Below are 14285 nucleotides of genomic sequence, written 5' to 3'. Positions count from 1 at the left end.
CGCTTAGCAAGGTTGAAAAAAACGGTCTACCTGAATGCCGAATCTTTGCAAATCGGCAAAAAAACGCGGCGGATCAACCAACATAGCCTGTAGATGCACGCCCGGACGGCGGGCGGAGCCGTCAAGCAATTGCAGGACCGTGGCGACGACGGGCGCTGCCGTCATGGCGTAGGCGTCAGCGTGCGATATTCGCAATAACGTCCTGTTTTCCCCCCGTTTCCCCCCATCCAACTGCAGCGCCGCGCCATAGGGCGGCCTGGAGCCATGGATGATGGAAGCCCGCAGTAAACGAGCAAGCGGCCTAGCCGTGAGGGATGGCGATAATTTCATCCCGGCCATGACGATCGGTATAACGAGAAAATCCGTAATCAAGTTAAATCCCGCTACGCGAAAACCGCCCTCGCGCAGCATAGGCAGTGATGCCGTCAAGGCTCGCATCTGCGCATCCAGCGCCTGTAATTGGCGGACTTTTGCCGCACTAACCTGAATATCAAGAAAATCGGCGCCTGCGGCAATAACCGCCAAGGCGCCGGGAACCACCGTTGATGATGTTCCCGCGGCAACAATCACCAAATCCATCCCTAACGCCGCCGTACCCAGTTGCGCAGCATCCCTTGCATCAAGCGCCATACCGGCCAAACGGGATGCATACGCTTCACGATCCTGCACAAAACGCGTGGCGCGCGCTAAATTTCGGCCGGCCACCGTAATATGCGCTTCACCAACCGCCAGTAACAAATCGACTATCTGCGCGCCCGCATGACCATATCCACCGATAACCAATATCCGTTTCAATTTCCGCTTCCTATCGTTCACCCTCGCTATCCGTAATGACAGTATGTCCTATCGCCACATACAAAAAACCCGCGCAGTCGCTCAGATTGCACGGGTTTTATCTTTTCTGACGGGTAAAGGCGTTATCAGATACTGAAAGAAGAGCCGCAGCCGCAGGTCGTCTTGGCGTTCGGGTTGGTTACCACGAAGCGCGAACCTTCCAGCCCTTCGGTATAATCGACCGAGCCGCCCACCAGATATTGCAGGCTCATGGGATCAACCACCAGGGCGACGCCCTGCTTCTCAATGGTCATATCGCCTTCGTTGATCTGATCGTCGAAAGTAAAACCGTACTGGAAGCCGCTACAACCGCCCCCGGTAATATAAACCCGCAATTTCAGCTCAGGGTTCTCTTCATCAGCAATCAGGAGTTTCACCTTTTTCGCCGCCGCATCAGTAAATTGCAGAGGCACTGCCACATCGTCACTCATATTTTTACTCCCAACTCAATTCTCATCGGGTGATACTTTTCTCACCCAATTATACGCGCATTATCCAATAGCGGATTAAAACGTTCAATATTTGACGTCAGATGATGAATAACTCCTCAATTATGCAGCGGCGACGGCGGTTCCGCCAGCCATCTCGCAGGTTGATCGGATTCGATCTCCGCGCAACGATTTCATAACCGTGGTCAGTTGATTAGAATGGCGTTACTTTCCACGACAAACGCAAAGTCAGGACACCATTTAATGAATAAATCTGAAAGTCTGTATGCAGCGGCGCAGCAGGTCATCCCCGGCGGCGTGAACTCCCCGGTCCGCGCTTTCAACGGCGTGGGCGGCGTTCCGCTGTTTATCGAACGGGCAGACGGCGCCTATCTTTACGATGCCGATGGTAAATCCTACATTGATTACGTCGGTTCCTGGGGCCCAATGGTATTGGGACATAATCACCCGGCGATTCGCCAGGCGGTCATCGCCGCCGCCGAGCGTGGATTGAGTTTTGGCGCGCCAACGGAGATAGAAGTCCAGATGGCGCGGCTGGTTACCTCGCTGGTGCCTACCATGGATATGGTGCGCATGGTTAACTCCGGGACGGAAGCGACCATGAGCGCGATCCGGCTGGCGCGCGGTTTTACCGGACGCGACAAAATCATCAAATTCGAAGGCTGCTATCACGGACATGCAGACTGTCTGCTGGTGAAAGCCGGTTCCGGCGCCCTGACGCTGGGCCAGCCGAATTCACCCGGCGTGCCGGCGGATTTCGCCCGCCACACGCTGACCTGCACCTACAACGATCTGGCCTCGGTGCGTTCCGCTTTTGAGCAATACCCGGAGGAGATCGCCACCGTTATTGTCGAACCCGTCGCCGGTAATATGAACTGCGTGCCGCCGCTGCCGGAGTTCCTGCCGGGACTGCGCGCGCTGTGCGACGAATTCGGCGCGTTATTGATCATTGATGAAGTGATGACCGGATTTCGCGTTGCGTTGGCCGGCGCGCAGGCTCACTACGGCGTAGTGCCCGATTTGACCTGCCTGGGTAAAATCATCGGCGGCGGTATGCCGGTCGGCGCATTCGGCGGCCGGCGCGAGGTGATGCAGGCTCTGGCGCCAACCGGTCCGGTTTATCAGGCGGGAACGCTCTCCGGTAACCCAATTGCGATGGCCGCCGGGTTAGCCTGCCTGACGGAAGTGGCCAAACCCGGCGTGCACCAAAAGCTCACCGAACTGACCGAACAGCTTACCGCCGGACTGTCGGCGGCGGCGAAAGCGGCCAATATTCCACTGGTGATCAATCAGGCCGGGGGAATGTTTGGGCTGTTTTTCACCGATGCCGAGCGCGTTACCTGCTATCAGGACGTCATGACGAGCGACGTAGATCGCTTCAAACGCTTTTTCCACATGATGCTGGAAGAAGGCGTTTACCTGGCGCCTTCCGCCTTCGAAGCCGGTTTTATGTCTCTGGCCCACAGCCAGCAGGATATTGAGCGCACGATCGAAGCCGCGCATCATTCTTTTGCCCGGCTGTAGAGCGGCCTGGGGTTTACTCTGTTTTCCAACGGCGCCATCTCTCTGGCGCCGTCTTTTTCGCAGGAATATCTGAAATTATTTTCTTTCCGGGATGACAACGCACGCCGAATAATTTACCAATAAATTTATTTTCTGGAGTAAGCGAAAAAAACATGTTGAAAATTTTAGGACGCGCGTCGTCGATCAATGTGCGAAAAGTACTCTGGCTGTGCGATGAGCTCGCGCTTCCCTTTCATCGCGAGGAGTGGGGCGATGGCTATAAATCCCCCCTTGAGCCTGAATTTTTAGCATTAAATCCTAATGCCATGGTGCCCGTCATTCAAGAGGGGGATTTCACCCTCTGGGAGTCGAACGCGATCCTGCGCTATCTCGCTAACGCCCACGGCGGTGAATGGCTCTATCCGCAACATCCCCGCGCCCGTGCGCCCATTGATCAGTGGATCGACTGGCAGTCTGCCGAGCTCAATACCTCATGGCGTTACGCGTTTATGTCGCTGGTACGCCAATCGCCCGCCCATCAGGATCCGCATCTCCTGGCCGCATCCAGCAAAGACTGGTCGCACACCATGAGTATCCTCAACCAACAGTTGGAAAGAACCGGTCACTATGTGGCGGGGAAAGATTTCACCCTTGCCGATATTCCCATTGGCCTATCGGTCAACCGCTGGTACGAAACACCGTTGGATCATCCGGATTACCCAGCGGTTCGCGATTACTATGAACGTTTAAGCAAACGCAATGGCTATATTTTATGGGGGCGAAACGGCACCCCATAAAACATCCGACTAACTTTCACTGCCCGGCGCCATGCCGCTCATTTCGCAGGTCAGCGCGCCTGCGCGTTTAAGCGCGTGGGTGTAGCGCTCATCAAAGGGATAACAGCAGGAGAGACGAATCGCATGTTGGCAGCGGTCGCTCAGGGTATAGAGCGCTCCGGGCGTCACGCTGATTTTCTCCTGCAACAGACGATGAAATAGCGCCACGCCGTCTACATTGCCCGGCATCTCCAACCAAAAGACGAAGCCGCCCTGCGGTTGCGTGGCGCGGGTGCCTTGCGGAAAATGGCGTGCGATCAGTCCGCGGGCCTCATCCAACTGGGCGGCATAGCGGCGGCGCAACGAGCGCAGATGATGGTCGTAGCCGCCTGATTCCAAAAATTGCGCCAGCGTCTCCGATAGCAGAGCAGACTCCGCCATTGACGACACCGATTTTAGCCGCGCCACCGTCGCGCTGAACCGCCCGGCGGCCATCCAGCCGATACGAAAATCCGGTGCCAGCGTTTTCGTAAAGCTGGAGCAATAAATCACCCAGCCGTCGCAATCGAACGCTTTGACCGCCGGAGAGAGCGGCCAGCTAAACTGTAGCTCGCCATACAAACCGTCTTCTATCAACGGAACCTGATAATCGTTAACCAGTTTCGCCAGCCGCTTTTTATCTTCCAGCGTCATGCTGCAACCCAGTGGATTTTGTACATTGGGCATAGCGACGATCGCCTGCAGCCGTTGTTCTGAAAGCAGCAGTTCCAATGCATCCAATGAAAGCCCGCGTTGCGGGCTGGTCGGAATCTCCACCGTTTTCAGTCCCAGACTCGCCAGCAGAGGAAACAGATAAAAATAGGTCGGCGTCTCCAGCCCTACGCAATCGCCCGGCCGGGTCACGGCCCGCAATGCCAGCTGCAACGCCTCCATGCAGCCATGGGTTACCGTGATATCGCCGCTGCTCAGCGCCATGCCGGACTCCATCGCCCGCCGCGCCACCTCGCGCCGCAGCCGTTCACTGCCCGGCGGCAAAGCATAGCGGCCAATCATTTCCGGCTGACGGCGCAATAGCGAAGCGGTAATACGGCCGATCTTCGCGGAGGGGTAAAAATCGCTACTTTGCGGACAGGCGAGAGAAATGTTGAGGTAATCGGGATGCTTTTGCGCGGCAAAAACCGAATCGATCAGATCCAATTTATCGCTGCTTGGCGAGATGACCCGCGCCCGGTGCTGCCGGGTTTTCGTCAACGGCGGCAAACGTCCGCGCACAAAATAGCCTGATTGCGGGCGAGCCTCGATCAGACCGCGATCCTCAAGAATGCGCCAGGCATTAAGCACGGTATTCACACTGACATGATGCGATCCCGCCACGCGCCGGATGGCGGGTAACCGGCTCCCCGGCGACCAGGTTCCCTGATGGATCGCCGTCGCAAAAGTTTCAGCCAACTGCTGATAAAGCGTGCTTTCTTGTGGGTCGATACTGGACACAATCACCTCGTCAATCAATGGGTACAATTAAAAACCGACTCTAACTGTACTCATTACAATAAGCATTATCTGTAACTGTTACCATCGTTTTATTCCACTTATCATGACGTTCTCATTCAGCGTTAAAGGAAAACACCATGCTCGACCCCTCTTTTTTCAGCTACGTTACCGTCATGTCAATTACCCCGGTCCCAACAACCTGCTGTTGGCGACCTCCGGGGTTAACTTCGGCATACGCCGCACGCTGCCGATGTTATTTGGCATTATGCTTGGCTGCGGGGTGCAAACGGCGCTGATGGGCGTGGCGCTGGAGTTGCTGCTGAGCTGGATGAGCGCGGTAAGACTGCCGCTCACCGTGCTGGGATGCGGCTATTTAATATGGCTTTCCTGGAAAATCGCACGCGCGTCCGCGCCGGAGCTATGCGGTAAAAGTCAGCCGATGACCCTGTTTCAGGGCGCGCTGTTCCAGACGGTCAACCCCAAAGCCTGGCTGATGGCCAGCAACATAGCGTTACTCTATACCGCCAGCAGCGACATCTTCACGATTGTGTTCGTCCTTATGGCGTTAACCCTGCCATGCATTCTGGTATGGGCGGCGCTTGGCGACCAAATCGGCAAGCATCTTCAAGAGCCCTGGAAATTGCGCTTGTTCAACACGATTATGGCGTTGTCGCTAGTGATCACTGCCCTCTGGATGCTGCTGGGAGCGATGGAGTAAAAGCCGCCCGCCGCCGGTGAAACTGCGATTCAGCGGAGACAAGGCTGCAACATAGGAAAATCAAGGGGTTAGCGGGTACATTCCCCGCTGGCCCGGCTTCTTGAGCAACAGACCGTCCAGCGGGGGATAGAGGAAAAGCTACTGGCCGAACATTTCCCGGATCCAGTCCGCCACGCCGTCGCCGTTTTGCTGTTGCTCCGGCTGAGCCGGCTGAGCCCTCTGCGGCTGAGCCGGCTCAGCCCTCTGCGGCTGCGCGGCCTGACATAATGCCTGCGGATTATCCGTCCATATCGGTAAGGTTCGCCCGGCGCTGCTGCCGTTGCAGATAAAGTTACCGCTGGCATCCACGACCATCGCCGTGATGCCTTCCGGCGGCGTCAACATTAGCGGCAACGGCGTCTGATTTTCCAAATAACGGCGATAGATGGTCAATGCGCCATTCGCTCCGGTTAACTTTGCCGGACCGTTGTTATCACGCCCAACCCAGCTTATCGCCACTTCTTTGCCATCCACGCCGGCAAACCAGCTGTCGCGCAGATCGTTGGTGGTGCCGGTTTTCGCCGCCAGATGGTAATTCGGGAACTTGACCGCCAGTGAGCGGGAGGTTCCCCGCTCCACAACCTGCTGCATGCCGTACAACGTCAGGTAGGCCGCCTGGGCCGGAACGGCGCGTTCCGCCTGCGGGAAGCTCTGATACAACACGGTGCCGTCTTCGGCAATCACCGAACGTAACGACGACAACGGCGCGCGATTTCCGCCGCTGGCTATCGTTTGGTACTCCTGAGCGACTTCCATCGGCGTCAGGCTGATCGCCCCCAACAGCATAGAAGGCACGGGTTCGATCGCCGAGTCGGGAATACCCAACCTTTTCAGCGTTGCCGTAACCTGCTCCAACCCGACGGCCAGCCCCAGATTCACCGTCGGCACGTTGAGCGAGTTAGCCAACGCATCGACCAACATGACGCGTCCGCGGAATTGGCGATCGTAGTTTTTCGGCTGCCACAGTTGACCGTTGGGCTGCCGCAGCGATAGCGGCTCATCCGCCAACCAGGTATTCAGACGGTAGGTGTCCGGCTGACTCAGCGCCGTCAGATAGGTGGGCGGCTTGGCCAACGATCCCACGGGACGGCGCGCCTGCAAGGCGCGGTTGAAACCAGCGTATTGCGTCTGCGATCCCCCGACCATGGCGCGGATCTCGCCGCTGAAACGATCGACGATCACCATCGCCGCTTCCAGATCGCCGACGCCGCGCGCGGCTCTTAACGCCGGAACGCCATCCTCTACGGCTTTTTCCGCCGCATCCTGCGACACCGGATCAAGCGTGGTGAAAATCTTCACGCCGGAAAGATCGCTGACTTTATCACCCAGCCTTTGCTGCAGTTCCTGGCGAACCAGCTGCATAAACGCGGGCTGGGGACTGATGACGCCGCCCTTAGGCTGAACGCCCAGCGGTCGGGCGCTCAGCATGTTATACAGATCGGCGTCGATAACTTGCTGATTCTGCAGCAAGCGTAATACCAGATTGCGCCGCTCCAGGGTGATTTTAGGATTGCGCCACGGATTATACAGCGACGCGCCTTTCACCATGCCCACCAGCAGCGCCTGCTGGTCGAGACTCAGCTCATTCACCGGACGGCCGAAATAGTAGAGGCTGGCCAGCGGGAACCCGCGGATCTGATCGCCGCCGCTCTGACCGAGATACACTTCGTTAAGATACAGCTCCAGAATGCGATCCTTGCTATAGCGATAATCCATGATCAGCGCCATATAGGCTTCATTCGCTTTACGCCACAGGGAACGTTCATTGGTGAGGAATAGGTTTTTTACCAACTGTTGCGTCAGCGTACTCCCCCCCTGGATCGCCCTACCGGCGGTGATATTGGCTAAAAACGCGCGCCCGATCGAGTACAAGCTGATGCCGTCATGCTCATAAAAATGACGATCTTCGGTGGCGATCAATGTATCCACCAATAGATCGGGGAATCCGGAGCGCGGCACAAACAGGCGCTGTTCGCCATTCGGCGACTGCATCATAGTGATTAGCTTTGGATCGAGGCGGAAGAATCCGAAGTTACGCTGGTTATCCAGATTCTGGATCTGCGACAGACGATCGTTGCTGAACGTCAGACGAGCATGAATCTGCCCCTCTTTGCCATCAGGAAAATCGAAGGGGCGGCGCAGCATTTCAATGCTGTTGCCGCGTACGCTGAATTCCCCAGGACGGGTAATGCGGCTAACCTGACGATACTGCATCCCTTCCAGCAGGCTGATCATCTCTTTCTGGTTATAAGACATCCCAGGTTCAAGGTTCACCATCCGTCCGTACACCGCCGCCGGCAACTGCCACACCTTGCCTTCAATACGGGTGCGAATCTGACTATCGAGATATACGCCGTAAATCGCCAGCAGCACGGCGAAAACCAGAGCCAGTTTGATGAAGAGTCCCAGCCAGCGCCGTTTCTTGCGCGGTTTGCCCGTCATAGCGTCCTCGTCATCATAGCCATCATCATCGTCATCGTCATCAAAATCATCCTGATAATCTTCATAATCATCGTCATCATAGTCGTCATCCCTGCGGCGCCGTACATCCTGCCTGCGAGCAGGTTTACGTCCCGACGTTTTTCCTTTACGTCCGATAGGTTCGCGGTCATCCCGAGACATGCTTGTTACTTCTCCGTCAGGTTGTAACGGCCCTTTTGCTTTACGCTTAGGCCGCCTACTCTGTTTCCCGCGCCTTTTTCAAGGAAGAGGAAACATCTGAAATTAACGATTCTGATATTTCTTAGTACGCCGCGTCGGGAGCGCACTCGCCGGATCGTCCGGCCAGACATGTTTGGGATAGCGCCCTTTCATCTCTTTTTGCACCTCGCGGTAAGCGCCTTGCCAGAACGCAGCCAGGTCTTGCGTAATCTGCAAAGGCCGCTGAGCCGGCGATAACAGTTCCAGCACCAGCGCGACACGTCCTTCCGCCAACATCGGGCTTTGACGTTCGCCAAACATTTCCTGCATCCGCACCGATAACACCGGCGGCTTATCCTCGTAGTAGGAAATCGCTAAACGGCTGCCGCCCGGCGCCGTGTAATGAGTGGGCAAAGCGCTATCCAACCGCTGACGTAGAGGCCAATCCAGCAAACGCATTAATGCCTCAACCAGATCGATCTGACGCAGCGCGCGCAAATCCCTCACGCCAGACAGCGACGGCTGTAGCCATTGTTCCAGCGTCGCCAGCAAAGTTTCATCATCCACCGGCGGCCAGTTTACCTCCGGCAGCCACTGGCGGGCGCACCGCAGCCGGACGCGCAGTTGTTGCGCCGCCGGCTCCCAATTCAGCGCGGAAAGCCCCTGCTCCCGCAGCCAAGCCAGCATCGCCTGCTGCAGTTCCTCATCGGAGGGTTTGCTTAACGGACGAGAACGCAATGTCAGGCATCCGATCTGGCGACGCTTGCTGGCGCGCAGAGTACCTTTTTCTTCATCCCAGTGCACCACGTTATGTTCGCTAATCAAGCCGGGCAACTGCTGCTCCAGACGCTCAATGTCCAACGGCAGCGCCAGTAAAATCCGCGCATCCGCATTATGACTGTTCTGCAATAAACTAGGAACCAGCAACCAATCAGTGCCGGACAACGCATCGTCCGGCGACATCATCGCTCCGGCGCCGTTCGCCAACTGGTAGCGCCCATCCTGACCGCGCCGCCGGGCGATACGATCGGCAAATCCGCGAGCAAGCAGCCAAACGGCCCATCCTTCATCAATACGTCCAGATGCCGGCGACAAACGGCGAGTAAGCTGCTGTGACCGCCGCAGCCAGTGCGGAAGCGGACGATGCAGCCAGTCCAGCATATTTATCGAACCGCTGCGGGGCGGCTCTTCCAATATCGCCGCCAGGCACCCCGCCGTGGCCAACGCATCGTTATTCCGTCCCGCCGCCGCGGTCAGCATGGCCGCCAGCCGCGGATCGCACCCCAATGCGGCGATCTTCCGCCCCTCGGCCGTCAACCTACCCTGCTCGTCAGTAATGCTTAATTGGCGCAAAAGCCGCCGGGCCGACTGCAAAGCGGGCGGCGGCGGCGGATCGAGCCAGATTAACTGATTGGCGTCCGTGCAGCCCCACTGCAACAGATCCAGCCAGAAACCGCTGAGATCGCTATTAAGTATTTCAGCATCGCTTTGCGCCGCGGCGCGTTCCGCCTGTTCACGGGAACATAAATGCCAGCAGACGCCGGCGCTCAACCTGCCGGCGCGTCCGGCACGCTGAACCATCGACGCCTGGCTGATACGCTGAGTGACCAGTCTGGTTAAGCCGCTTTTGACATCAAAGCGCGTAGTCCGTTCCAGACCGCTGTCCACCACTAGCCGGATCCCTTCTATCGTCAGGCTGGTTTCGGCAATATTGGTCGCCAGCACAACCTTACGCCGCCCTTTTTCCGAGGGTAGAATGGCTTTCTGCTGCTCCGCCAGCGTCAGCGCCCCATATAAAGGACACAGGTCCACATCATCCGCCGCATTATCCGCCAACAAAGCATTCACCCGCTTGATTTCGGCTACGCCGGGCAAAAACAGCAACAGCGACCCAGGCTGCTCGGTTAATAAGCGTTTTACCTGACGGGCGACGCCTTCCTCCAGCCGCTCCTGGCTATTCAACGGATAGTAGTGACGTTCAACCGGATAACTGCGCCCTTCCGATACCACCGTCGTCGCATCGGGAAGCCGTGTCGCAAGGCGGCTATTATCCAGCGTGGCGGACATAATCAAGAGCTTTAAATCGTCGCGCAGCCCCTGCTGAACGTCCAGCAACAGCGCCAAAGCCAGATCGGCCTGCAGGCTGCGCTCATGAAACTCATCCAGCACGACCAGCGCGACGCCCTTCAGTTCGGCGTCCTGCTGCAGCATGCGCGTCAAAATGCCTTCGGTGACGACCTCCAGACGAGTTGCCGCGCTGACGCGGCTTTCCAGGCGCATCCGATAGCCAACCGTCTGTCCCGGTTCTTCTCCTAACTGTTGCGCCAGACGCCAGGCAACGCTTTTCGCCGCCAGCCGGCGAGGCTCCAGCATGATGATCTTTCCGTCCAGCTCCCCCTGGCGAAGCAGTTGTAACGGCAGCCAGGTTGATTTCCCCGCACCGGTCGGCGCATTCAATAAAACCTGAGGCGACATGTGCAACGCGCTTATCACATCATTCAGGACGGCGCTGACGGGCGGTAAAATCACAGAACTCTCCGTAAAGGTTAACTTTCAAAGGCAGGCATTGTAGCATCGGATGGAACCAGAACTTAAGAGAGCGACATGCACCCTACTCGACGCCTGTTTTTTGCCTTATCGCTACCGGAAAAAGTCCAGCGGGAGATCGTCCGCTGGCGCGCCGACCGCTTTCCGCCGGAAGCCGGCCGGCCGGTTGCGGCCGCCAATCTTCATCTGACGCTGGCTTTTCTGGGCGAAGTCAGCGAACAAAAAGAGCAGGCGCTGCGCTCGTTGGCCGGGCGCATCAACCAACCTGAATTTACGGTAAATCTGAATGACGCTGGCCAATGGCCGCGTCCCGGCGTCGTGTGGATGGGGTGCAGGCAGGCTCCCCGCGGGTTACTGCAACTGGCCGACTTATTGCGATCTCAAGCGGCCCGCAACGGCTGCCATCAGAGCGCGCAACCGTTCCACCCGCATATCACCCTGCTGCGAGGCGCCACCAGACCCGTCGCCCTGCCCCCCGCGGATTTCAACTGGCCGATACCTATGCGCCATTTCTCTCTGTACCAGTCGCTGTTTGAAAATGGCAAGACCCGCTATCAGACCCTAGCAAGTTGGCCGCTGACGAAACAAAAATAGGATTCCCATGCAATATACCCCCCGCTTACGGCCGGCTCGGTTAATTAAACGTTACAAACGTTTTCTTGCCGACGTGGTAACGCCGGAAGGAAAAGAACTGACGATTCATTGCGCCAACACCGGCGCCATGACGGGCTGCGCGACGCCGGGCGATACGGTCTGGTACTCCACATCCGACAACACCAAACGTAAATACCCGCATAGCTGGGAGTTGACCGAAACACGGCGGAACGACTGGATTTGCGTCAATACTCTGCGCGCCAACACACTTTTGCGCGAAGCCTTGGTAGACAATCGGATAGAATCGTTAGCGGGTTATACATCTTGCAAAACCGAAGTGAAGTACGGTTCGGAAAACAGTCGGATAGACTTGTTATTGCAGGCGCCGGGCCGGATTAACTGCTATATTGAGGTGAAATCCGTTACATTGTTGCAACACGGGCAGGGTTATTTCCCCGATGCGGTTACCCTTAGGGGACAAAAGCATCTGCGTGAACTGCAACAGGTTGTAGCCAACGGCGAGCGGGCAGTGCTGTTTTTCGCGGTATTGCATTCGGGAATCAAGCAGGTTTCCCCCGCACGGCATATCGACCCGCGCTATGCCGAACTACTAATCGCGGCGCAGCGCCAGGGGGTTGAAATTTTATGTTACGGCGCAACATTAACACCTGATGGCATCAAGCTTGCGGATCGGCTGCCGTTATTGATATAGCGATAAATAGATAAATAAAGTGGCCATGCAATAACACGCTAACACGTTGTTTATCATCCGATGATAATACGTTGCTCCTCACACTTTATCAGGCCGGTGTCAGGAACCATTGCCAACCTAATCTTCATCTGTTATTTATAGCGGCCTGTTTTTCCCCCTTAGGGGATCGATATACCCAGTGATTGGATTTGCAGTAAAGCAAAACGAATGAATCTGACGCGCCTACGCAAGTCGGCCGGTCAGGTAAATGAGGGGCGCTAGACAACGCTGTAACTTCGAATAAGACGGGTATAGTGCGTGTCGTGTTATGTAGGAGAAGCAACATGCAAGAAGGGCAAAACCGTAAGACATCTTCTCTGAGCATTCTCGCAATTGCCGGAGTAGAGCCGTACCAGGAGAAGCCGGGCGAAGAGTATATGAACGACGCTCAGCTGGCTCATTTCAAGCGTATTCTTGAAGCATGGCGCAACCAACTCAGGGATGAAGTGGATCGTACTGTATCGCATATGCGTGATGAAGCAGCCAATTTTCCCGATCCGGTGGATCGTGCAGCTCAGGAAGAAGAGTTCAGCCTTGAACTGCGCAACCGCGATCGTGAACGTAAGCTGATCAAGAAGATCGCCAAAACGTTGCAAAAAATCGAAGATGAAGACTTTGGTTATTGCGAATCCTGTGGCGTAGAGATTGGCATCCGTCGTCTGGAAGCCCGTCCAACGGCCGATTTGTGTATTGACTGCAAGACACTGGCAGAAATACGCGAAAAGCAGATGGCAGGATAATCACTCATCCTAACAGCCTACCCTTGGGCAAGTTAATTGCGCCAGGGCGTAGGCTGTGCGGGAATGATTCCCGCTTAATTAATTGCCGCCCCCAAAGGGCAAGTATACGTTATTGAGAACAGCCGCCGTGCCCGCGCTGGTGAAATGCTTGGTATAGCGATGTTGTTCTTACCTTTATGTCTAAAACAGATCATTACATCGGTCGCTTCGCCCCTTCCCCGTCTGGCGATCTACACTTCGGTTCACTGATTGCCGCTCTCGGCAGTTATCTGCAAGCTCGCGCCAATCATGGGCGTTGGCTGGTTCGTATTGAAGATATCGATCCTCCCCGCGAAACGCCCGGCGCCGCCGCACGAATTCTCTCCCAGTTAGAGCGCTACGGCCTTTATTGGGACGGCGAGGTAGTCTATCAGTCGCAACGCCACGCTCGGTATCAAGAGGCGCTCCACTGGCTCGCGCAACAGGGGCTTAGCTACTATTGCACCTGTACCCGCAGCCGCATCCGGCAGATTGGCGGCCGATATGACGGCCACTGCCGGGATCGCGGCCTGCCCGCGAGAAACGCCGCGGTTCGCATACGTCAGACCACCCCCGTATTCTACTTCCATGATGGCTTAAGCGGTGAAATTCATGCGGATCCCGCATTAGCGAGCGAAGATTTTATTATTCATCGCCGCGACGGACTGTTTGCCTATAATCTGGCCGTGGTCGTCGACGATCATGAACAAAACGTGACGGAGATTGTGCGCGGAGCGGATTTGATAGAACCGACGGTGCGGCAAATCTCGTTATATCGCCAGTTGGGATATAAAGAACCCGCTTACATCCATTTGCCGCTGGTACTGGATGCAGACGGGCATAAACTCTCCAAACAGAATCATGCCCCGCCGCTGCCTGATAGCGACCCGCGTCCGGTATTGATCGCCGCCTTAGAGTTTCTGCATCAGCCATTACCTGAGAGCTGGCAAGACTTAACGCTCCCGGCATTATTGGCGTGGTCTGTCGCGCATTGGTCGCTTTCGCCAATCCCCCGGCAAGCGGCAAAAATCGGTCTGCGATCACATCAGCATTCTCAAACTGAGCCTGGTGAGCTATGATTAGCCGCTATTTTTTTATGGCGCGCCATTTCTGGGCGTCATTCTTACGGGCCGTCGCGGGGAGCGACGTCAAAAATTTCTCCCGCAAGTTTTTGTTGTGTCTTTA

The 14285-nt window shown here is 56.4% G+C and carries 11 protein-coding genes and 1 pseudogene; 7 read left to right on the top strand and 5 right to left on the bottom strand.

Features of this window, described 5'->3' with window-relative positions; genetic code table 11:
* Window positions 1-3: 3 nt before the first annotated feature.
* Window positions 4-795, bottom strand: a complete 792-nt coding sequence (locus HC231_RS05550) for a saccharopine dehydrogenase NADP-binding domain-containing protein (RefSeq protein WP_208230079.1) — start codon at window positions 793-795, stop codon at window positions 4-6.
* Window positions 796-920: 125 nt separating this feature from the next.
* Window positions 921-1265, bottom strand: a complete 345-nt coding sequence (erpA, locus tag HC231_RS05545; RefSeq protein ID WP_208230078.1) for an iron-sulfur cluster insertion protein ErpA — start codon at window positions 1263-1265, stop codon at window positions 921-923.
* Window positions 1266-1526: 261 nt separating this feature from the next.
* On the opposite strand from erpA, the gene hemL reads away from it, so the two are divergent.
* Window positions 1527-2807 (top strand): glutamate-1-semialdehyde 2,1-aminomutase, encoded by a 1281-nt coding sequence (hemL, locus tag HC231_RS05540; RefSeq protein WP_208230077.1) that lies wholly within the window; start codon window positions 1527-1529, stop codon window positions 2805-2807.
* A 152-nt stretch (window positions 2808-2959) separates the two neighbouring features.
* Window positions 2960-3583, top strand: coding sequence for a glutathione S-transferase family protein (locus HC231_RS05535; protein WP_208230076.1), 624 nt, complete (start codon window positions 2960-2962; stop codon window positions 3581-3583).
* A gap of 9 nt (window positions 3584-3592) precedes the next feature.
* On the opposite strand, the gene HC231_RS05530 is transcribed toward HC231_RS05535, so the two are convergent.
* The gene (locus HC231_RS05530; RefSeq protein WP_208230075.1) at window positions 3593-5053 is read right to left on the bottom strand and encodes an aminotransferase-like domain-containing protein; all 1461 of its coding nucleotides are present in this window, start codon (window positions 5051-5053) and stop codon (window positions 3593-3595) included.
* Window positions 5054-5190: 137 nt separating this feature from the next.
* Between HC231_RS05530 and HC231_RS05525 the strand changes: the two are divergent.
* Window positions 5191-5771 (top strand): annotated as a pseudogene (locus tag HC231_RS05525) (LysE family translocator).
* A 138-nt stretch (window positions 5772-5909) separates the two neighbouring features.
* On the opposite strand, the gene mrcB reads toward HC231_RS05525, so the two are convergent.
* Together mrcB and hrpB are read right to left on the bottom strand one after the other, a co-directional pair.
* Window positions 5910-8432 (bottom strand): bifunctional glycosyl transferase/transpeptidase, encoded by a 2523-nt coding sequence (gene mrcB, locus HC231_RS05520; RefSeq protein ID WP_208230074.1) that lies wholly within the window; start codon window positions 8430-8432, stop codon window positions 5910-5912.
* A 102-nt stretch (window positions 8433-8534) separates the two neighbouring features.
* Window positions 8535-10979, bottom strand: coding sequence for an ATP-dependent helicase HrpB (gene hrpB, locus HC231_RS05515; RefSeq protein WP_208230073.1), 2445 nt, complete (start codon window positions 10977-10979; stop codon window positions 8535-8537).
* Window positions 10980-11054: 75 nt separating this feature from the next.
* Here hrpB and thpR point away from each other — a divergent pair, with 75 nt between their 5' ends.
* The 4 genes from thpR to gluQRS all read left to right on the top strand — a co-directional run bounded on the left by thpR (window position 11055) and on the right by gluQRS (window position 14179).
* Complete coding sequence (gene thpR / locus HC231_RS05510) at window positions 11055-11591, top strand: RNA 2',3'-cyclic phosphodiesterase (RefSeq protein ID WP_208230072.1); 537 nt, start codon at window positions 11055-11057, stop codon at window positions 11589-11591.
* A gap of 7 nt (window positions 11592-11598) precedes the next feature.
* Window positions 11599-12303 (top strand): DNA/RNA nuclease SfsA, encoded by a 705-nt coding sequence (sfsA, locus tag HC231_RS05505; protein WP_208230071.1) that lies wholly within the window; start codon window positions 11599-11601, stop codon window positions 12301-12303.
* Window positions 12304-12626: 323 nt separating this feature from the next.
* Window positions 12627-13082: an RNA polymerase-binding protein DksA gene (dksA, locus tag HC231_RS05500; protein WP_136168102.1), complete on the top strand. Its 456-nt coding sequence runs from the start codon at window positions 12627-12629 to the stop codon at window positions 13080-13082.
* Window positions 13083-13258: 176 nt separating this feature from the next.
* Window positions 13259-14179: a tRNA glutamyl-Q(34) synthetase GluQRS gene (gluQRS, locus tag HC231_RS05495; RefSeq protein WP_208230070.1), complete on the top strand. Its 921-nt coding sequence runs from the start codon at window positions 13259-13261 to the stop codon at window positions 14177-14179.
* Window positions 14180-14285 lie beyond the last annotated feature (106 nt).

This window comes from Brenneria izadpanahii (genome assembly GCF_017569925.1).
Classification (GTDB): domain Bacteria; phylum Pseudomonadota; class Gammaproteobacteria; order Enterobacterales; family Enterobacteriaceae; genus Brenneria; species Brenneria izadpanahii.
Note: the sequence above shows the minus strand (reverse complement) of the source record. Positions and strands in the feature narration are given on the sequence as shown.

What these genes read in the sequence shown, in the direction of transcription:
- erpA (WP_208230078.1), bottom strand. Translation starts at nt 1,265, where the DNA reads ATGAGTGACGATGTGGCAGTGCCTCTGCAATTTACTGATGCGGCGGCG.
- hemL (WP_208230077.1), top strand. Translation starts at nt 1,527, where the DNA reads ATGAATAAATCTGAAAGTCTGTATGCAGCGGCGCAGCAGGTCATCCCC.
- HC231_RS05535 (WP_208230076.1), top strand. Translation starts at nt 2,960, where the DNA reads ATGTTGAAAATTTTAGGACGCGCGTCGTCGATCAATGTGCGAAAAGTA.
- mrcB (WP_208230074.1), bottom strand. Translation starts at nt 8,432, where the DNA reads ATGTCTCGGGATGACCGCGAACCTATCGGACGTAAAGGAAAAACGTCG.
- thpR (WP_208230072.1), top strand. Translation starts at nt 11,055, where the DNA reads ATGCACCCTACTCGACGCCTGTTTTTTGCCTTATCGCTACCGGAAAAA.
- sfsA (WP_208230071.1), top strand. Translation starts at nt 11,599, where the DNA reads ATGCAATATACCCCCCGCTTACGGCCGGCTCGGTTAATTAAACGTTAC.
- dksA (WP_136168102.1), top strand. Translation starts at nt 12,627, where the DNA reads ATGCAAGAAGGGCAAAACCGTAAGACATCTTCTCTGAGCATTCTCGCA.
- gluQRS (WP_208230070.1), top strand. Translation starts at nt 13,259, where the DNA reads ATGTCTAAAACAGATCATTACATCGGTCGCTTCGCCCCTTCCCCGTCT.